The sequence below is a fragment of the Pseudomonas sp. KSR10 genome (assembly GCF_022355455.1).
GTDB classification, from domain to species: domain Bacteria; phylum Pseudomonadota; class Gammaproteobacteria; order Pseudomonadales; family Pseudomonadaceae; genus Stutzerimonas; species Stutzerimonas stutzeri_E.
Genome location: NZ_JAKOEN010000019.1, coordinates 687,388 through 705,893 on the forward strand (window position 1 = coordinate 687,388; position 18,506 = coordinate 705,893).

Sequence of the window (18,506 nt, forward strand, 5' to 3'; positions counted from 1 at the left end):
CCGAGCATTTCACGGTTCAGCCCGCCCCATCACTTCACAGAGCTTCCCGATCGCCCCAAGCATCTGGAAGCTTGGGCGTTCCAAGCCCTTATCAGGCACTTCCCACAGTTGCGCCTTGCGCACCGCCGTTAGCTGCGGCCAGGCTTTCCACTCGGAAAGCTGAGCGCCGCTACCGGCGAGGATCACCTCGGGATTTCGCGACAGCACGGACTCGATGCTGACCTGAGGGGCGGGCAGTTGCAGATCAGCGAACACGTTGCGACCGCCGCAGACCTCAATGGCATCGCTGATGATCTGTCGGCCACCGAGGGTGTACAGCGGGCGGTTCCAGATCTGATAGAACACCGTCAGCGGACGCTCGCGATGGTAACGTCGATGTAATCGATCCAGGCCCTGCTTGAACGCTCGCTCGAGCTCCCGACCCTGCACGTCTCGACCAATCCGCTCGCCAATCAGCGCGAACTGTTCGGACAACTCAGCCAGCGAGGTCGGCTGTGCAACCAGCACTGGGATGCCGAATTGCGTCAGCTGCTCACGTTGTGCCTGGCTGATGCTGTCCGGCCTGAGCAGCACCAGTGTCGGTTGCAGCGCCAGCAGGCTTTCCATTTCCAACTGACCGAGCCGCCCCACGGATGGCAAACCGGCCAGTGCAGCTGGCCGCTCGCCGCCGTCGAGCACACCGACCAGCAGATCGTCCGCATTCAGCTCCAGCATGATTTCGCTCAGCGAAGGCGCCAGGCTGACCACCCGCTCCGTTGCTGCAAGCAAAGGCGAGGTCGACAGCGCAACGGCCAGCAGTAGCGCACGCATCATTGCAGCTGACGCGGAATGCGGTAGAGCAACAGCAGCACCAGACTGCCCGAGACCAGCAGCCCTTGTGCGACGGGCTCGAGGCCGAGCGGCGCACCGATGGCGGCGAGCCACGCCGGTAGCGCGGCGGTCCGCAACGCCCGCAGCCGGACGGCGCGTAACGCCGCCCACGCGGATGCTTCGGCATCACTACCCAGATCTTTTTCAGTAGCAATCAGGGCGTGCTTGTAGGCCGTAAAACGGGGCAGATTGAGAAACAGCGTGGCGAGGCCGACGAGGAACAACGGCAGGGCGAGCGGCTCGCCGAAGCGGCCCGCCAGTTGGGGAAGCTGGCTGCTGATGAGCACGGGTACGACCATGAAAAGCAGATACCGCCAGCCTTCGAGCGCCAACTGGCGGCGGGTCGCCGTGCGGTTCACGACTGCTCGGCTTCGCCCTGGTGAATTTCGCCGAGCATGTGGCCAAGCTTACCGGCCTTGGTGGCGAGGTACTTGCGGTTGTGCGGATTGTGCGCGATCTGCAGCGGCATGCGTTCGGCGATGCGAATACCGAAGCCCTGTAGCGCTTTGACCTTGCGCGGGTTGTTGGTCATCAGCTTGATCTCAGCGATGCCCAAGTGCTCGAGCATGGGCAGGCAGATCGCATAGTCGCGCATGTCGGGAGCAAAGCCGAGGCGCTCATTGGCCTCGACGGTATCGGCGCCGCCATCCTGCAGTTCGTAGGCGCGGATCTTGTTCAGCAGCCCGATGCCGCGACCTTCTTGACGAAGGTAGAGCAGCGCGCCGCGACCCTCTTCGGAAATCGCGCGCAGTGCGGCTTCCAGCTGGAAACCACAATCGCAGCGCAAACTGAAAAGGGCATCGCCCGTCAGGCATTCGGAATGCAGACGACCCAATACGGGCCTGCCATCTGCAACATCGCCCAGCGTCAGTACGACATGTTCCTTGCCAGTGTCCTGATCGAGAAAACCATGCATGGTGAACACACCGAACGGCGTCGGCAGTTTGGAAGCGGCGACGAACACGACAGACACCGGAGAAACTCCAGAAGGCAGAAAAGCGGATATTGTAACAGCAGTCCTGCGACAAGCTGTATCGGAAGATGCCGCGGGCGCGGACCGATACGGCTTGGGTTTGGGAAGAAGGCGCCGGCTCAGATTTTTGATTCGAGCTTCAGGACACCCTGATCTTCCCGCCAGCTGACGCGGCTGAGAAAACTCATGCCCAACAGGGCATCCGAAGGTGACCCGCCCTCCACCACTACGGCCTCTACACCGAGCACATCGATGGCACCCACCTTGACGTTGTTGAGATGCACTCGCCAAGCCTTGGCCGTGCCGCCAGCGGTGCTGACCACGATCGGCTTGCCGTCGACGCGATAATCGATTCCCAGACGTCGCGCCTGGATCTCGTTTATCGCGACAGAGGTAGCCCCCGTATCGACGAGAAACTGCACCGACTGGCCATTGATGGAACCGGCCACCCAGTAGTGACCGCCCTGCCCCCGTGCGATGCTCAGTTGCCGGCGATCAGGCTCAGCGAACCCGACGCTCAGTTCGCGACTCAGCGTATAGCGCCGCTCGATGCCATCGACCCGCAGCACCGCGCCTTTGGAATCAGCACTAATCACCTCGACACCGCCCGGCCCCACCTGACCGACGCGCACCAGTTTGCGCTGGCCATCGACATTCACCACCGCGGCACCGGGAAACAGACCGACCACCTGCACCAGCGGCGCCGCTGCGATGACAAAGGATACAAACGACAGAGAGGCCGCGAATAGCAGGATTACGGATCGCATCAGTAGCGGCTTCCTTGAAACGGGATAGCTCGACATTCTTCCATGAGTATCAGGGTCGATACAGCGATCAGCCGCACAGCCCGGACTTCAACCCAGCCCCAGCACCGCCAGGTGCATCAGAGCGCAGGCGGCAAAGCCGGCAAGGATATCGTCGAGCATGATCCCCAGCCCACCGTGCACATGGCGGTCCACCCAACTGATCGGCCATGGTTTGAAGATGTCGAGCACCCGGAACACCACGAACCCGAGCAGCAGCCAGTACCAGCCCGCAGGCACCAGCCAGAAGGTGATCCAGATGCCGGCGAACTCGTCCCAGACGATGCCTTCATGGTCATGTACGCCCAGATCCTGGGCGACCTTGCCGCACAGCCAGATCCCGAACAGCATGCTGGCGACGATCACCAGCCCGTAGCCCCAGCCCGGAAGGGCCTGCCACAGCGGCACGAACGCCAGCGCGAGGAGCGATCCCCAGGTCCCGGGAGCTTTCGGCAACGTCCCGGAGCCGAAACCGAAGGCCAGGTTGTGCCAAGGGTTGCTCCATACTGATACGGGCACCGCTTCGACGGCAGGCTGCAGGGAATCGGTCAAACGGCTGTCCTCTCTTATTCTGGCGGCGCTATCCAGCCCGCTCAGCCACTGAAATGGTTGTAGCCCTGACTGACCAGCGTGATCGCCTGGCCGCGGGCGTTCAGCAACCGCACGCCCGCCCCGACTGCCACATGGCCGATCACATGAACCGGCCAGCCATCGTCCTGCAAGGCCGCCAACTCGTCGGCTGGCAAGGTAAACGCCAGCACGTAATCGTCGCCGCCACTCAGGCCGTATTGCAGGGCCTGATCAGAGCCTGCGAAGCGCACTAGCGCGTCCGTCAAGGGTAGCTTCATCTGTTCGATGCACAACAGGACGCCGGACGCAGCGGCGATGTGCCCACAGTCGGCCAGCAGTCCATCGGAGATATCCAGCGCCGCGCTCGCCTTGCCGCGTAGCGCCTGTCCCAGCGCCAGCTGCGGTTGTGGCAACCAGTAATGTCTAAGCAACGCCGCCGCGTCAGCCGTCCCCTGCTCGCGCTCACCCAGCACGATAGGCAGCGCACCGGCCGCATTGCCAAGCGCGCCGCCGACGCACAGCAGATCGCCCGGCTGCGCGCCACTGCGCAGCAATCCCTGACCCGCCGGCACCCGACCGAACACCGTCAGCGTCATGCTCAGCGGGCCGCGCGTGGTGTCGCCACCAATCAGACGCATCGCGCAGCCCGCCGCCATCGTGTCGAGGCCACGGGCGAATTCGGCTAGCCAGTTGGAATCAGCATCGGGAAGGGTCAGCGCCAGCGTGAAACCGATCGGTGTCGCACCCATTCCCGCCAGATCACTGGTGGAAACCGCCAGTGCACGCTGGCCGAGCAGGTAAGGATCACAAGGATCGGGGAAATGGATGCCGGCGACCAGCGTGTCGCTGGATACCGCTAACTGTTCGCCTGCCGGCAATGCCAGCAAGGCGCAGTCATCGCCGATGCCCAACACGACATCGCCGCCGGCCCTGGCACAAGCGGCAGCGGCGAAGTAATGGCGGATCAGCTCGAACTCACCCATCAAGACGCAAACTCAGCGCTTGTGAGCGCCAACCTCGGCACTGCGCAGGCTGGGTGCCAGCTTGTCCAGCACGCCGTTGACGAACTTGTGCCCGTCGGTGGCACCGAACACCTTGGCCAACTCGATGCCTTCGTTGATCACCACCCGATACGGCACATCGATGCGATGCATCAGCTCGTAGGTGGACAGGCGCAGAACGGCCAGTTCCACCGGGTCGAGTTCTTCGAGCGGACGATCGAGGTGAGGCACGATGGCGCCGTCGACTTCGGTCTTGGCGCGCGCCACGCCGGTCAGCAGCTCATGGAAGTAGTTGCCGTCGACGCCGGAGAAATCGTTGTCGACGCGAAACTGCGCCTCGATTTCGTTGAGGCTCTGACCCGCCATGTGCCACTGATAAAGCGCCTGCATCGCCAGGCTGCGCGCCACACGGCGCGTTGCGATCTTGCCCTTGGCCTTGGGCTGCGGGGCGTCCTGGCTGTCGTCGTGATTAAGGCTCACTTGGCCTCCAGCTGCGCCAGCAGACTCACCATTTCCAGAGCGGAAAGTGCGGCTTCGGCACCCTTGTTGCCAGCCTTGGTGCCGGAGCGCTCGATAGCCTGTTCGATAGAATCGACGGTCAGTACGCCGAAGGCGACCGGCACGCCGAACTCCATGGAGACCTGCGACAGGCCTTTGGTGCACTCACCAGCGACGTATTCGAAATGTGGGGTGCCGCCGCGAATGACCGCGCCGAGGGCGATGATCGCGTCGTACTCGCCCTGCTGGGCAACTTTCTGCGCGACCAGGGGAATCTCGAAGGCGCCCGGTGCACGGATGATGGTGATGGCGTCTTCTGCGATGCCGTGGCGCACCAGCGCATCGACGGCGCCGCTCACCAGGCTCTCGACAACGAAGCTGTTGAAGCGGCCAACGACCAGGGCGAACTTGCCCTGCGGGGCGATGAAGGTACCTTCGATGGTCTTCAGTGTCATGGAAACAATCTCATATAGCGTTAAAGAGCTTGTGGGCTTTCAGGCAGCCCGGCGGGGCAGCGCGTAGCGAGCGCAGAGCAGACAAGGCGAAAACAGGCGAGGCGGCGATGCTTTTTATCTCTGTAGCACTGTTGTAAATGAGCAAGCCGAGCCTGTTTTCAACGCAGTATGTCCAAGCGCAGTAGCGCGGCAGCCCTCACTCAGCGGGCAGGTATTCTACAACTTCCAGGTCGAACCCGGATATCGCATTGAATTTCATCGGCGAACTCATCAGGCGCATCTTGCGCACCCCCAGGTCGCGAAGGATCTGCGAGCCCGCGCCGACCGTGCTGTAGGTCGCCGGCGTCGGCAACTGCTGGCGGCTCAGCTGAGCCAGCAGATGCGGCCCGGTCAGCGGGTTGCCCAGCAGCAGCACCACCCCACTACCGGCCTTGGCCACTTCGCTCATCGCGGCGCGCAGGCTCCAGCGCCCCGGCACGGTCACCAGTAGTAGGTCGCGCAGCGGCTCCATGTTGTGCACGCGCACCAGCGTGGGGTTTTCCGGCGATATCTCACCACGGGTCAGCGCCATGTGCACAGTGTCTTCGACACCGTCGCGGTAGGTCACCAGGGTGAACTGGCCCAGCTCGGTTTCCAGCGGCTGTTCGGAGACGCGCTCGACGGTGCGCTCGTGGATCATCCGGTAATGGATCAGGTCGGCGATGGTGCCGATCTTCAGGCCATGCTGCTCGGCGAACAGTTCCAGTTCCGGACGACGCGCCATGGTGCCGTCGTCATTCATGATTTCGCAAATCACCCCCGAAGGCTCGAAACCGGCCATGCGCGCCAGATCGCAGGCTGCTTCGGTGTGTCCCGCGCGCGCCAGGACACCGCCCGGTTGCGCCATCAACGGGAAGATATGGCCGGGGCTGACGATATCTTCGGCTACTGCGTTCTTCGCCACAGCGGCCTGTACGGTGCGCGCGCGGTCGGCGGCGGAGATACCGGTGGTGACGCCCTCGGCCGCCTCGATCGACACGGTGAATTTGGTGCCGAAGCCCGAACCATTGCGCGGCGCCATCAGCGGCAGTTGCAGGGTCTCGCAGCGCTCACGGGTCATCGGCATGCAAATCAGGCCGCGGGCGAAACGGGCCATGAAGTTGATGTGCTCGGCGGTCACGCATTCGGAGGCGACGATGATGTCGCCCTCGTTCTCGCGGTCCTCGTCATCCATAAGGATGACCATCTTGCCGGCGCGGATGTCTTCGATCAGTTCTTCAGCGGTATTCAGAGCCATGGGGCCGATCCTTATTTATGCAGGTAGCCGTGTTCGGCCAGAAAGCTTTCCGTCAGGCCCGACGCATTGGGCTCGGCCGCCTTGTCGCCCAGCAGCAAGCGTTCCAGGTAACGGGCCAGCAGATCCACTTCCAGGTTCACCTGCCGCCCGGGGCGATAGTCGACCATGATGGTTTCAGTCAGGGTATGCGGGACGATGGTGAGTTCGAATTCCGCGCCGCTCACGGCATTGACCGTAAGGCTGGTCCCGTCGACCGTGATCGAGCCCTTGAGCGCGATGTACTTAGCCAGCTCACGCGGCGCGCGGATGCGAAACTGCACAGCGCGAGCATTTTCCTCGCGTGCCACCACCTCGCCGACACCGTCGACGTGACCGCTGACCAGATGCCCGCCGAGACGGCTGGTCGGTGTCAGTGCTTTCTCGAGATTGACTCGGCTGCCAGCCTTGAGATCGACGAAGGCCGTGCGGGCCAACGTTTCGCGGCTGACATCGGCCCAGAAGCCATCGCCCGGCAGCTCGACGGCAGTCAGGCAGACGCCATTGACCGCGATACTGTCGCCGAGCTTGACGTCCGACAGGTCCAACTTGCCGGTTTCGACCAACACCCGAACGTCACCGCCTTTTGGCGTCATGGCGCGGATGGTGCCGATGGATTCGATTATTCCAGTGAACATGCGGCCTCCCGCGGAAGGCTGTTGAAACGATGCATTTGACCAACTCCTGTTTTGGAAAAAACAGGGCTGCAGATCGATAGGGAGTAGACGCACGCACGGAAGGCGCCCGTCGAGGCATCCCGCTCTCTCTTCATCCGGACTATACCGTCGGCCCCGGAATCGCACCGGATCTGCTGACCTTGCCAAAGACAAGCGCTCGCGGGCTAGCGATCGTTGGCCGAACCAACCGCATCGCATTACCGCCGGTGGGGAATCGCACCCCGCCCTGAGAACGTGGGCCGTTTTATGGCCCGGCGCAGTTTTTACCACAGATGCGCCCGCTCTGCAGCCGGCAAACGACTGCGGCGCAACGAAAAGTAGTCTCCGAGCGAGCCATCGCAGCGGCGTGCCCTGACACCTTTTTAACCGCACGGTGAAACTCCCGTTTCGCTTGTTTGTCCATAGGCATCGCTGCGCCTCTACGGCAGAACACCGTCCAAGGAGATGGCAGAAAAGACGATCAGGATGGAACGTCGCTCCAGCATTACGCGTACCGATACGCCGAGCCAGGGTCAGTTCGTACCTGACGGCCCCGGCAGATCAGGTCGCGATAAGGAACACGCTCCGGTCCCTTTATTCAGGTGCCGAGAGATGGATATATCAGGGCTTGCCTCTTTGGAAGAGTCGGCGGCGCAATGGGCGGCCGAGATCGATTCCAACGGCTTCACGGTGCTGCAAAATTACCTTTCGCTCGAACTGCTCGAGCAAGGCCGCGACTTCATCGAGCAACAGGCGGCGAGCCATGGTGGCGAATACTTCGCCATCCATGGCATTGAAGCGTTGGGCGGCAGTATCGTCGCGGCGCTGGCGCTTTCCGCGCCATTCAAGGAGATGCTGACAGGCCTGTACCGGCTCCAGACCGGCCGGGATCCAGCCGCAATGGAACAGATCTTCCCGGTGGTCCGCTGCCTGCAAGGCCGCAGCGGTCTCAAGCAGTCGCATTTCTACCATTTCGATGCCACGGCGGTTACGGCCCTGCTCCCCCTGTTCATCCCGACCGAGGGCGAGCATTGTGGCGATCTGATCATCTTTCCCAACCTTCGGCCGGTGCGCTTCAATGCCCTGCGCAACGTGATCGAGAAGGCGCTGCTGCATAACTCGGTCAGCAAGAAGCTGGTGGCGTTCGCGGTCAGGCGCGGTTGGTTGCGGCCGATCCGACTAAAGCTGGTGCCGGGCAACCTCTACCTGTTCTGGGGATACCGCAGCCTGCACGCCAACGATCAATGCGACCCCACCATGCTGCGCGCCACTGCGCTGTTCCACTTCGGCAATCCACATCACGACAGCCGGCTCGCACGGCGGTTATTGGGCTCCAACAAGCGCCGCGCAAGCCTGGACCACAATGGCTTGAAGCCGGTGAGTTAAGGAACATGCCGCCAGGCCGGTCCTAGCCCCGATGCAGGATCAGCCAGACGGACGGGCAATGATCCGCCAGTCATCGCCGATCGCGCGGATATCGATGATCCTGAGTTCGCGCGCTTCGCTCATGCGATCCAACGGCAGCTCCAGCAGCGGACGGGCCGAGGAACCGAGAAATTTGGCGGCAACGAAGATCTGGTATTCGTCGATCAAGCTTCGCGTGGCAAAGGCTCCGACGAGCCGAGGACCGGCTTCGAGCAACACTTCGTTGGCGCCGCGGCTGGCGAGTTCGCGCAACAGGCCGTGCAGATCGACCTGCCCGTCGCCATTCGTCAGTTCCACTACCTCATGGCCAGCGGCGCGGTGCAGCACGGCGCGTCCGATCGCCGCCGTAGCCACCAATGCCGGCCCAGCCTGAAAGAAAGGCGCATCCAGCGGCACCCGCAGCTGACCATCGATCAGCACCCGCAGCGGCGGGCGCTGCATGGCCAGCGCGCTCAGTTCGTCATCCAGCCCAAGCTCGGCGGTACGCACCGTCAGCCGTGCATTGTCCATCAGCACGGTATCGGCGCCGGTCAGTACCACGCTGGACTGCCCACGCAGCCGCTGCACCTCGGCACGGGCCGCAGGGCCGGTGATCCACTGGCTTTCGCCACTGGCCATGGCCGTGCGGCCATCCAGGCTCATCGCCAGTTTCGCGCGCAGATAGGGCAGGCCGGTTTCCATACGCTTGATGAAGCCGACGTTGAGGGCCCGCGCCTCGCTCTCCAGCACTCCGCTGGCGACCTCGACACCGACGCTGCGCAGACGCTCGAGCCCACGCCCGGCGACCTGGGGATTAGGGTCCTGCATCGCCGCCACGACACGGCTGACACCGGCCTTGACCAGGGCCTCGGCGCAAGGGGGCGTGCGCCCGTGATGGCTGCAGGGTTCGAGCGTAACGTAGGCGGTGGCGCCGCGGGCACGCTCGCCAGCCTGGCGCAAGGCATGCACCTCGGCATGCGGCTCGCCGGCTCGCACATGCCAGCCCTCGCCGATCAGTTCATTGTTCTTGACGATTACGCAGCCGACACGTGGATTGGGATGCGTCGAATACAACCCTTTGCGCGCCAACTGCAGGGCGCGGGCCATCCAGGCGTGATCGGCGGCAGTCATTCTTTCGCGGGTTCGCGAGACAGGCGTTCGATTTCCTCGCGGAATTCGTTGAGGTCCTGGAAGCGGCGGTAGACCGAAGCGAAGCGGATATAGGCAACCTCGTCGAGCTTCTGCAGCTCGACCATCACCAGCTCACCGAGCACCCGCGACTTGATTTCCCGCTCGCCAGTGGCCCGCAGGCGATGCTTGATATGGGCGATGGCCTCTTCCAGGCGTTCGACACTCACCGGGCGCTTTTCCAGCGCGCGCTGCATGCCGGCACGCAGCTTTTCCTCGTCGAACGGCTGGCGGCTGCCGTCCTGCTTGATCAGCCGCGGCATGACCAGCTCGGCGGTTTCGAAGGTGGTGAAACGTTCGCCGCAGGCGAGGCACTCGCGGCGGCGGCGCACCTGATCGCCCTCGGCCACAAGGCGCGAATCGATGACTTTGGTGTCATGTGCACCACAGAAGGGACAATGCATGGTTTAGAGCTGTCAGACGTCGGGAGAGCCATGGTAGCGCATCCCGTCGGCAAGACAAATCGAGCGGATTGTTGCTATACAGGCGCGCATTTATCGCCAGACTTCGGAGCCGTCCGTGCCGTTACGTCCTTTTGTTCTGCCCGTTTTACTGCTGGTGTTGGTGGGTTGTTCGAGCCAGCAATCCCAGCGCCCCTCGGCACCCGTCACCTTCGAGGATCCGCCCGCGGCCGTGACACCGTTGCACGAACTGCATGGCAGTCTGATCGGCGTCCCAGCTGACAGCGAAGTCGAGCTGGCGCTGTTGGAAGTCAACCGTCGCGACCAGCCCGATCGTTTGTTGAGTAGCGTGCAACTCAAAGGCCGTGGCAATGAACTGCCGTTCATCCTCAAATTCAACGCCGAAAAGTTTCCTCTGGATCAGCAAGTCGAGCTGCGCGGCCGGGCGACCCGCTCCGGGCAACTGATCATGCGCCTTCCGGCGGTGCGCATCAGCAGCCCGGCCAGCCAATCGCTGGGCCCGCTGCGATTGGTTCCGGCGCCTTGAGACCGCCAGCTGCACTACAGGCGGCGCTGGCCGACCTGCTTGGCGACGCTCGCCTGAGCATCGAGACGCTGCCCGATACCGACATTCGCTTGTGGCTGATCGATGCGGCAAACATGGACCGTGCCTTCAGCCCGGAGGAAACCCGACGGATTCTCGAAGAACCGCCCTATTGGTGCTTCTGCTGGGCCAGCGGCTTGGTGTTGGCACGCTGGCTCGCCACGCATCCGGAATGGGTGCGCGGAAAGCGGGTACTGGATTTCGGCTCGGGTTCGGGCGTCGCCGCGATCGCCGCGGCCAAAGCCGGCGCATTGGAAGTGGTGGCCTGCGACCTCGACCCGATCGCATTGACCGCCTGCCGCGCCAACGCGGAGCTCAACGGTGTGCAGCTCGGTTATTCGGAAGACTTCTTCGCCGAGACCGATCGCTACGACCTGATCATCGTCGCCGATGTGCTCTACGACCGCGCCAATCTGCCGCTGCTCGATCAATTCCTCAGCCGTGGCCGCCAGGCGCTGGTCGCCGATTCGCGGGTGCGCGATTTTCAGCATGCGTTGTATGGTCGTCTGGCCATTCTGGATGCCTGCACCTGGCCGGATCTGGCCGAGCCGGCGGAGTTCCGTCGGGTCAGTCTCTACCACGCCAGTCGCCACGTCGAGGCTGAATCCCTGGGTGCCGGCTGAGGTCTATCGCAGATAGCTGGCGTAGCGTCGCTGCAGCATGAGCCGAGCCCCAGAGGAGGCCATCATGTCCACCGAGAAACCCCTGCGTCTGTTTTTCGCCCTGTCCTGCCCGCCTCCGTTGGCGGAAGCCATCTGTAGCTGGCGCGACAGCCAGAACCTAGGCGGTCGCCCCGTGGCGCAGGCCAACCTGCACCTCACGCTGGCGTTTCTGGGTGGCCAGCCGACGGCGAAGCTGGAGGGGCTGAAGCAGCTCGGAGACCACCTGCGCGCTGACGCCTTCACGCTGCGGCTGGATCAGCTGCAGACGATCGGCCACGGCTTCGCCTGCCTGATTCCCAGCCAGGTCCCGCCACCATTGAGCCAACTGGTCGAACAGTTGCATGCCGGCCTGTCCACCCACGGCTTCGCTCTCGACTCGCGGCCGTTTCTGCCGCACATGACACTGTCGCGCGAAGCCCAGGCGCAGCCAGACGGCGCACCGCCCACATTCAAATGGCAGGTGGAGCGCTTCGGCCTCTTCCTGTCGGAAAACACCGGGAACGGTGTGCGCTACCGCGAGCTGGAGAACTGGCCGTTGAAGGCGCCAAGCGGCTGAACCGTGACGCGTGCGCCACTTGCTTCCGCTTCGGCGCGCCCCCACTTAACATGCACGCCTCATTTCGCATGCGCCCATTTCGAGAACTCCGATGAGCCAGACTCCCTACATCTTCGACGTCAGCAACGCCAACTTCGAGCAGCTGGTGCTGGAAAACTCCTTCCACAAGCCGGTGCTGGTGGACTTCTGGGCCGAGTGGTGCGCGCCATGCAAGGCGCTGATGCCGCTGTTGGCGAAGATCACCGAGGAATACCAGGGAGAGCTGTTGCTGGCGAAGGTCAACTGCGACATCGAACAGGACGTCGTGGCCCGTTTCGGCGTGCGCAGCCTGCCTACCGTGGTGCTGTTCAAGGACGGCCAGCCGGTCGATGGTTTCGCCGGAGCCCAACCGGAATCGGCAATTCGCGCCATGCTCGAACCGCACGTACCCGCACCCGCCGCTCCTGAGACCGACCTGCTGGAAACCGCCCAGGCGCTGTTCGCCGAAGGGCGCATTGGCGAGGCGGAAAACCTGCTCAAGCAGTTGCTGGTCGAAGACAACGAGAACGCCGCAGGCCTGATCCTCTATACCCGCTGCCTGGCCGAACGCGGCGAACTGGCCGAGGCCGAAACGGCGCTCGGCGCCGTCAAAGGTGACTCCCACAAGCAAGCGCTGGCTGGCGCCCGCGCGCAGCTGACCTTCTTGCGTCAGGCCAATGACCTGCCAGAAGTCGCCGATCTCAAGAGCCGTCTTGCACAAAACGCCGACGACGATGAAGCGGCTTATCAATTGGCCATTCAACAACTGGCGCGGCAGCAACACGACGCGGCACTGGATGGTCTGCTGAGGCTGTTCGTGCGCAACCGCGGCTACGCCGAAGGCCTGCCACACAAGACGCTGCTGCAGGTATTCGACCTGCTGGGCAGCGACCATCCGCTGGTTACCACCTATCGGCGCAAGCTGTACCAAGCGCTGTACTGAGCCGAAAAAGGCCTCCGATCGGAGGCCTTTTGGAGCAACTTTTCGTCTCGCCGGACCATCATCATCAGCTCGCCAGCATCTCGTGCAACCGTAGACAATCGCGCACATACAGATCGGTCAGTTCCGGCCATGGATTGACCGGCACATTGACCAGCACGCCATGCGCGCCAGCCGCCTTGGCGCATTCCAGGTCGAAGCGATAGTCGCCCACCATCACCAGTTCCCGCGGGTCGACGCCCCACTTGTTCGCCAGGTGCAGCAGGCCGCCGGGATCGGGCTTGGGCGGCGCTTCATCGCGGCCGAGGATATCTTCGCTGGCGAAATACTCGCCCAGTCCCACCGCCTGTAAGGTCACCAGTGCCAGTTCGTGGGCATTGCGGGTCAGCACGCCGAGCCGGCAACCCCTGTTACTGAGTGCACGCAACAGCTCGCGAGCGCCCGTCGCCGGCGTGGCCGCGTAGGCTAACTCACGTTCGTGCTCCAACAGCCAGGCGCGCTTGTTGGCGGCTTCGTCGGCCGGCAGCGCGGCGAGGTGGTGAAGGATGTCGTCGTCCTCCGGAATGTCCAGCGCACGCTTGATCGCCGGGAAGTCATGCACGGCGATCGTCAGCGTACCGTCCATGTCGAATACCCAGTGGCGTGCGTCGGCCAGCCTCACTTCCAGTCCTCACGCACCCGCACCAGCCCTTCCTGCGCCACCGAAGCGACCAGCTCGCCGGCGCGATTGAAGATGCTGCCGCGGGCGAAACCGCGGGCATTTCCAGCCCAGGGGCTATCCATGGAGTACAGCAGCCATTCGTCCGCGCGTACCTCGCGATGGAACCAGATGGCGTGATCCAGGCTCGCCAATTGGATGAATTTGCTCCAGGAGCTGACACCATGGGGTTGCAAGGCGGTGCCGATGAAGCTGAAGTCCGAGGCATAGGCGACCAAATATTTGTGCAACGCCGGGTTATCCGGTAGCGAACCGTCGGCACGGAACCAGATATGCCGGATCGGTTCGATCGGCTGTGGGTTGATCGGGTCCTGCAGGGTCACCGGGCGAATCTCGATCGGCTTGGGTCGGCGCAACTTCTCCGCGACCCGCTCCGGAACCAACGGCGTCAGTTTGTGCATCAGCTCCCACTCGCTGGCGAGATTTTCCGGCCCGACCACATCGGGCATCTTCAGTTGATGTTCGTAACCGGTCTCGTCCGCCTGGAACGAAGCGCTGCAGGTGAAGATGGTCTGGCCTTTCTGGATCGCACTGACGCGCCGGGTGCTGAAACTACCGCCATCACGCACCCGATCGACGTCATAGACCACCGGCTGGTGGGAATCACCGGGGCGTAGGAAGTAGCCGTGCATGGAATGCACATGGCGCTCCGATGCCACGGTCTGGCTGGCTGCGGACAACGCCTGACCGACCACCTGGCCGCCGAACAACTGCGGAAATCCCAAGTCCTGACTGGCGCCACGGAACAGGTTTTCCTCGATTCGTTCCAGCGACAGCAGGCTGACGAGCGTGTCTAGGGTGTCGGTCATGGCGGTGTTCCTATGGATATGCGGGCACGGGGCAAGCGCGCAATGTTACGTATTTCACCGGATTCGCTCCAGCAATTGGGCTTATCGTCGGGCATCGGCCCAATTTTCCCGCGTGATTCGATACAACACGTGATCACGCAGCGGATGGCCTTCGGGGATGTCTGGATGCTCGAAGTCATGCTGCGCTTCGTGCTGCATGCCCAGTACGCTCATCAACTGCCTGGACGGTTCATTGTTCGCGGCGGTGTATGCCACCACGTCCGACAGTTGCAGGCGGTCGAAGGCGCAGGTCAGGGCCGCTTGCGCCGCCTCCCGGGCCAGCCCTTGTCGCCATTGGTCGGGGACGAGTCGCCAAGCTATTTCCACGGCCGGGCAAAATGGCAGCTTTAGGCGGCTCCAGGCCAGCCCGGTCAAGCCGATGAAGCATCCGTCGTCCTTGCGTTCCAGCGCCCAGACGCCGAAACCGTGCCGGGCGAAGTGCATCCGCCAGCGCGCCAGCGCCGCGGCGCAGTCATCACGCGAAAGCAACGCCGGGAAATAGCGCATCACCAGCGGGTCGGCGCACATCGCCGCGAGTGATTCGAGATCGTCGTCATGCCAGCGACGCAGCCGCAGGCGTGGGGAGTCCAGTTCAATACGCGTCATCGCTTCTTCCGTGCTGTTCCTTGAGGGGCCGGCTGCCGAATCGGCATACTTTCGGCTGACCATTCGAGCGTCGATCGATGTTCCTACCGCTGATATTTCATGAGGATTACAGCCCGCCGCTGCCACCAGGGCATCGCTTCCCCATGGAGAAATTCCGACTGCTGCGCGATCACCTGGTCGCCAGCGGTCTGACCACAGACGAGGCGCTATTGCGTCCCGAACTCTGCCCGACCGATCTGCTCACACTGGCTCACGATCGAGCTTACGTCGCGCGCTACTGCAGCGGCGACATGAGCCGTGATGAATTGCGCCGCCTGGGCCTGCCCTGGAGCCCACCGTTGGCGCAGCGTACCCTTCGCGCGGTCGGCGGATCGCTGCTTGCCGCAGAGCTGGCTTTGCAACACGGGCTGGCCTGTCATCTGGCGGGCGGCACCCACCATGCCCATCACGATCATGCCTCCGGCTTCTGCATATTCAACGATCTGGCGGTGATCGCCCTTTCGCTACTGGAGCGCGGCCGCGTCGGCCGCGTGCTGATCTTCGACTGCGACGTCCACCAGGGCGACGGCACCGCGCGGATACTCGAGCATACCGCCGACGCGGTGACAGTATCGCTGCATTGCGAGAAGAACTTTCCGACACGCAAGGCCCGCAGCGACTGGGATATCGGGCTGCCGCCAGGCCTTGGCGACACGCAATATCTCAAAGCGGTCGACGACGCGCTCAACTATCTGTTACCGCTGTATCAGCCAGATCTGGTGATCTACGACGCCGGCGTCGATGTTCATCGCGACGATGCGCTGGGCTTGCTCAACCTCACTGATGAAGGGCTGGCGATGCGAGACAGCGCGGTGATAGAGCATTGCCTGGGCCGGGACATTCCGGTGGTTGGAGTGATCGGTGGCGGCTACGACAAGGACCGGGCGCTGTTAGCCCGTCGTCATGCGCAGCTGCATTTCAGCGCCGCCGAGGCCTGGCGGCGTCACGGACTGAGTTGAGAGCGTGGCGTGAATCCGGCACAGAAATGGCCCGCGGCCAGGTCAGCCGCTACAATGCCCGCCCCGCAACTGCCGGCTGCAACCATGCCTCTTGAACCTCGCGTTGCCATCATCGGCGGCGGTCCCGCCGGACTGATGGCCGCCGAAGTGTTGAGTCAGGCCGGCGTCGCGGTCGACCTGTACGACGCCATGCCCTCGGTCGGCCGCAAGTTTCTGCTAGCCGGCGTCGGCGGGATGAACATTACCCATTCCGAAGCCTTAGAGCCTTTCGTCGCTCGCTACCGCGAACGCGCGCCGGAGCTGCGCGTCCTGCTTGAGGCCTTTCCCCCCGATGCGCTGCGCGAATGGATTCACGGGCTGGGGATCGACACCTTCATTGGCAGTTCGGGGCGCGTATTTCCATCGGACATGAAGGCCGCCCCGCTGCTGCGCGCCTGGCTGCGGCGTCTACGCGACGCCGGCGTGCGAATCCATACACGTCACCGCTGGCTGGGCTGGCACGCCGACGGCAGCCTCCGGCTGCACGGCCCGGAGGGTGACCTGAGCGTCAGCGCCGATGCGGTCTTGCTGGCTCTGGGCGGTGGCAGTTGGGCGCGACTGGGCTCCGATGGTGCCTGGGTGCCGCTGCTGCACGATCGTGGTATCGACGTCGCGCCCCTGCGTCCGGCCAACTGCGGTTTCGAGGTGGCCGGCTGGAGCCAGCACCTGCAGGAAAAATTCGCCGGCGCGCCGCTGAAGACGGTCAGCCTCGGGCTGCCCGATGGCGTGCGGCGCAAGGGCGAGTTCGTTCTCACCGCCACGGGTATCGAAGGCAGCCTGGTCTATGCGCTGTCTGCCGAGATCCGTCAGGCCATCGAGCGGAATGGCCAGGCCACCGTATTGCTGGACCTGCTGCCCGATCATCAGCTGGAAAGAATTGCTCAGGCGCTGGCCAAGCCCCAAGGCTCGCAATCCATGGCCAAGCATCTCAAACGTCAGCTGGGCCTCGATGGCGTCAAGGCCGGCCTGCTGCGTGAGCTGACCCGCGCCGAGACCTTTCAGGACACCCGTGCGCTCGCCGCGGCGATAAAATCGTTACCGATCACGCTGCTGCGGCCGCGACCATTGGACGAAGCCATCAGCAGCGCCGGTGGCGTTCCGTTCGAAGTGCTGGACGATGGCCTGATGCTGCGCCAGTTGCCCGGCGTGTTCTGCGCCGGCGAAATGGTCGACTGGGAGGCTCCGACCGGGGGTTATCTGCTGACAGCCTGCTTTGCCAGCGGCCGTGCGGCGGCAGCAGGCATGCTTCGCTGGCTACAGGGCTGACATCCGCCTGATACAGAACCGCAAGCCGCAACGTTCAGCGATCGAGCCGATATTCATAGATGCCTGAACAGCGCCACGCTGATCACCCCGGCCGCGATCGCAGGCAACGGTTTCTTGACCAACAGCATCGTCACCGCTGTGACCAGAAAAGCCAGCCGCGCGCCGTTGTCCCCATTGACGGCCATGGGTGTCAGCAACGCCACCAGCACCGAGCCAGACATGGCGCTGATGAATTGTTCGGTTCTGTGGCTGATGGGCACGAACGACATGACAAACACACCGCCCCAGCGAGTCACCAAGGTCACCACGGCCATGATCAGGATGATGATCAACGCGCCGGACTCCGCCGTCTCTATCATCATTTCTTTTCCATCCACAGCGCGCCCAATATCCCGCCAGCCAGCGCGCCAGCAACCACGTGGCTATTGGCGGGCAGGTACCAGTACGCCAACATCGATGCGCATCCAGCCACTATCCAGATAACGGTCATGCGCAGGTTTTTCTTCCCGCCGACGACCATCGCCAGAAGAAAACACCCCATGACCATGTCCAGCCCCCAACTGACCGGATCGTGGATGGCGCTGCCGAAATACAGTCCCAGCCAGGTACCCAGTACCCAGAACGTCCAGAGCGCAAGACCGCCGCCGAACAGAATACCCAAGCCCGGCTTCCCTCGACTGAAGGCTTGCATGGACATGGCCCAGTTGGCATCCGAAACCACGAACATCACGGCGTAACGCTTCAGTGGCGGCAGATGGCGCAGCCAGGGGTACAGGGTCGCTCCCATCAACAGATGCCGAGCGTTGACGGCGAAGACGGTCACCATCAGCGGGACGATCGGAACATGGGTTCCCCAGAGTTCCAGCGACGCGAACTGCGAAGCGCCGGCAAACACCAGGCTGCTCATGATGATGATGGAATAATCATCGAGCCCCGCCTGCGTTGCAGCCAGACCGAAGGCCAACCCGAATACGATGACAAACAGTGAAATTGGCGTCAGCTGCTTGAACCCGGCCCACACATCATGACGACTGAGCTCTTGAAGTTCTGCATCGGTATTTGTCAAAACGCACCTCTCTTGTCCGTTTCATTGCGGCATTGCAGGCGGCTCGATGACTGG

The 18,506-nt window shown here is 63.2% G+C and carries 24 protein-coding genes and 1 riboswitch; of the genes, 7 read left to right on the top strand and 17 right to left on the bottom strand.

The features are described 5' to 3' along the window. Positions 1-9: 9 nt before the first annotated feature. From MCB86_RS12105 to MCB86_RS12150, 10 genes are all read right to left on the bottom strand, one after another. Entirely contained in the window at positions 10-810 is an 801-nt protein-coding gene (locus tag MCB86_RS12105; RefSeq protein WP_045164352.1) for a cobalamin-binding protein, read from the bottom strand. Then, on the bottom strand, positions 810-1,169 hold the full coding sequence (locus tag MCB86_RS12110) for a hypothetical protein (RefSeq protein WP_239611585.1): 360 nt from the start codon (positions 1,167-1,169) through the stop codon (positions 810-812). The genes MCB86_RS12105 and MCB86_RS12110 overlap by 1 nt, the downstream gene beginning before the upstream one ends. Before the next feature lie 56 nt (positions 1,170-1,225). Beyond that, entirely contained in the window at positions 1,226-1,843 is a 618-nt protein-coding gene (gene ribA / locus MCB86_RS12115) for a GTP cyclohydrolase II (RefSeq protein ID WP_045163742.1), read from the bottom strand. A gap of 119 nt (positions 1,844-1,962) precedes the next feature. Beyond that, complete coding sequence (locus MCB86_RS12120) at positions 1,963-2,610, bottom strand: TIGR02281 family clan AA aspartic protease (protein WP_239611096.1); 648 nt, start codon at positions 2,608-2,610, stop codon at positions 1,963-1,965. Positions 2,611-2,697: 87 nt separating this feature from the next. Then, the gene (locus tag MCB86_RS12125; RefSeq protein WP_196298700.1) at positions 2,698-3,198 is read right to left on the bottom strand and encodes a phosphatidylglycerophosphatase A; all 501 of its coding nucleotides are present in this window, start codon (positions 3,196-3,198) and stop codon (positions 2,698-2,700) included. A 41-nt stretch (positions 3,199-3,239) separates the two neighbouring features. Next, the gene (gene thiL, locus MCB86_RS12130; RefSeq protein WP_239611097.1) at positions 3,240-4,202 is read right to left on the bottom strand and encodes a thiamine-phosphate kinase; all 963 of its coding nucleotides are present in this window, start codon (positions 4,200-4,202) and stop codon (positions 3,240-3,242) included. A 9-nt stretch (positions 4,203-4,211) separates the two neighbouring features. Continuing rightward, positions 4,212-4,697 carry a transcription antitermination factor NusB gene (nusB, locus tag MCB86_RS12135; protein WP_122163749.1) on the bottom strand — a complete coding sequence of 162 codons (486 nt, stop codon included), beginning with the start codon at positions 4,695-4,697 and terminating at the stop codon, positions 4,212-4,214. Then, positions 4,694-5,170 carry a 6,7-dimethyl-8-ribityllumazine synthase gene (ribE, locus tag MCB86_RS12140; protein WP_019340068.1) on the bottom strand — a complete coding sequence of 159 codons (477 nt, stop codon included), beginning with the start codon at positions 5,168-5,170 and terminating at the stop codon, positions 4,694-4,696. Before ribE ends, nusB begins: the two co-directional genes overlap by 4 nt. 196 nt (positions 5,171-5,366) lie before the next feature. Then, positions 5,367-6,446: a bifunctional 3,4-dihydroxy-2-butanone-4-phosphate synthase/GTP cyclohydrolase II gene (gene ribBA / locus MCB86_RS12145; RefSeq protein ID WP_045163746.1), complete on the bottom strand. Its 1,080-nt coding sequence runs from the start codon at positions 6,444-6,446 to the stop codon at positions 5,367-5,369. An 11-nt stretch (positions 6,447-6,457) separates the two neighbouring features. Further along, positions 6,458-7,120: a riboflavin synthase gene (locus tag MCB86_RS12150; protein WP_045163747.1), complete on the bottom strand. Its 663-nt coding sequence runs from the start codon at positions 7,118-7,120 to the stop codon at positions 6,458-6,460. A gap of 117 nt (positions 7,121-7,237) precedes the next feature. Next, a riboswitch (FMN riboswitch) is annotated at positions 7,238-7,397 on the bottom strand. A gap of 353 nt (positions 7,398-7,750) precedes the next feature. On the opposite strand from MCB86_RS12150, the gene MCB86_RS12155 reads away from it, so the two are divergent. Next, a complete protein-coding gene (locus tag MCB86_RS12155; RefSeq protein ID WP_239611098.1) occupies positions 7,751-8,524 on the top strand; it encodes a hypothetical protein in 774 nt (257 codons plus the stop codon). 39 nt (positions 8,525-8,563) lie between these two features. On the opposite strand, the gene ribD is transcribed toward MCB86_RS12155, so the two are convergent. Both ribD and nrdR read right to left on the bottom strand, forming a co-directional pair. Beyond that, positions 8,564-9,673: a bifunctional diaminohydroxyphosphoribosylaminopyrimidine deaminase/5-amino-6-(5-phosphoribosylamino)uracil reductase RibD gene (gene ribD / locus MCB86_RS12160; protein ID WP_239611099.1), complete on the bottom strand. Its 1,110-nt coding sequence runs from the start codon at positions 9,671-9,673 to the stop codon at positions 8,564-8,566. Continuing rightward, entirely contained in the window at positions 9,670-10,134 is a 465-nt protein-coding gene (nrdR, locus tag MCB86_RS12165; protein ID WP_025243143.1) for a transcriptional regulator NrdR, read from the bottom strand. The genes ribD and nrdR overlap by 4 nt, the downstream gene beginning before the upstream one ends. 115 nt (positions 10,135-10,249) lie before the next feature. On the opposite strand from nrdR, the gene MCB86_RS12170 reads away from it, so the two are divergent. The 4 genes from MCB86_RS12170 (at position 10,250) to trxA (ending at position 12,914) form a co-directional block, all read left to right on the top strand. Next, entirely contained in the window at positions 10,250-10,678 is a 429-nt protein-coding gene (locus tag MCB86_RS12170; protein WP_045163750.1) for a YbaY family lipoprotein, read from the top strand. Next, positions 10,675-11,358, top strand: coding sequence for a 50S ribosomal protein L11 methyltransferase (locus tag MCB86_RS12175; protein WP_045163751.1), 684 nt, complete (start codon positions 10,675-10,677; stop codon positions 11,356-11,358). The genes MCB86_RS12170 and MCB86_RS12175 overlap by 4 nt, the downstream gene beginning before the upstream one ends. Before the next feature lie 64 nt (positions 11,359-11,422). Further along, a complete protein-coding gene (gene thpR, locus MCB86_RS12180; protein WP_045163752.1) occupies positions 11,423-11,953 on the top strand; it encodes an RNA 2',3'-cyclic phosphodiesterase in 531 nt (176 codons plus the stop codon). 91 nt (positions 11,954-12,044) lie between these two features. Then, entirely contained in the window at positions 12,045-12,914 is an 870-nt protein-coding gene (gene trxA / locus MCB86_RS12185; protein WP_239611100.1) for a thioredoxin, read from the top strand. Positions 12,915-12,978: 64 nt separating this feature from the next. Here trxA and MCB86_RS12190 read toward each other — a convergent pair whose 3' ends face one another. The 3 genes from MCB86_RS12190 to MCB86_RS12200 all read right to left on the bottom strand — a co-directional run bounded on the left by MCB86_RS12190 (position 12,979) and on the right by MCB86_RS12200 (position 15,083). Beyond that, the gene (locus MCB86_RS12190; protein ID WP_045163754.1) at positions 12,979-13,572 is read right to left on the bottom strand and encodes an HAD family hydrolase; all 594 of its coding nucleotides are present in this window, start codon (positions 13,570-13,572) and stop codon (positions 12,979-12,981) included. Then, positions 13,569-14,438, bottom strand: coding sequence for an acyl-CoA thioesterase II (gene tesB / locus MCB86_RS12195; protein ID WP_045163755.1), 870 nt, complete (start codon positions 14,436-14,438; stop codon positions 13,569-13,571). The genes MCB86_RS12190 and tesB overlap by 4 nt, the downstream gene beginning before the upstream one ends. 81 nt (positions 14,439-14,519) lie before the next feature. Further along, positions 14,520-15,083 carry a GNAT family N-acetyltransferase gene (locus MCB86_RS12200; RefSeq protein WP_239611101.1) on the bottom strand — a complete coding sequence of 188 codons (564 nt, stop codon included), beginning with the start codon at positions 15,081-15,083 and terminating at the stop codon, positions 14,520-14,522. Between the two features lie 77 nt (positions 15,084-15,160). On the opposite strand from MCB86_RS12200, the gene MCB86_RS12205 reads away from it, so the two are divergent. Both MCB86_RS12205 and MCB86_RS12210 read left to right on the top strand, forming a co-directional pair. After that, entirely contained in the window at positions 15,161-16,081 is a 921-nt protein-coding gene (locus tag MCB86_RS12205) for a histone deacetylase (RefSeq protein ID WP_045163757.1), read from the top strand. Positions 16,082-16,135: 54 nt separating this feature from the next. Further along, positions 16,136-17,386 (top strand): TIGR03862 family flavoprotein, encoded by a 1,251-nt coding sequence (locus MCB86_RS12210; protein ID WP_239611102.1) that lies wholly within the window; start codon positions 16,136-16,138, stop codon positions 17,384-17,386. 53 nt (positions 17,387-17,439) lie between these two features. Here the strand turns inward: MCB86_RS12210 and MCB86_RS12215 are convergent, their stop codons facing one another. Together MCB86_RS12215 and MCB86_RS12220 are read right to left on the bottom strand one after the other, a co-directional pair. Beyond that, a complete protein-coding gene (locus MCB86_RS12215; protein ID WP_045163759.1) occupies positions 17,440-17,748 on the bottom strand; it encodes an AzlD domain-containing protein in 309 nt (102 codons plus the stop codon). Continuing rightward, positions 17,745-18,452: an AzlC family ABC transporter permease gene (locus tag MCB86_RS12220; RefSeq protein ID WP_045163760.1), complete on the bottom strand. Its 708-nt coding sequence runs from the start codon at positions 18,450-18,452 to the stop codon at positions 17,745-17,747. Before MCB86_RS12220 ends, MCB86_RS12215 begins: the two co-directional genes overlap by 4 nt. Positions 18,453-18,506 lie beyond the last annotated feature (54 nt).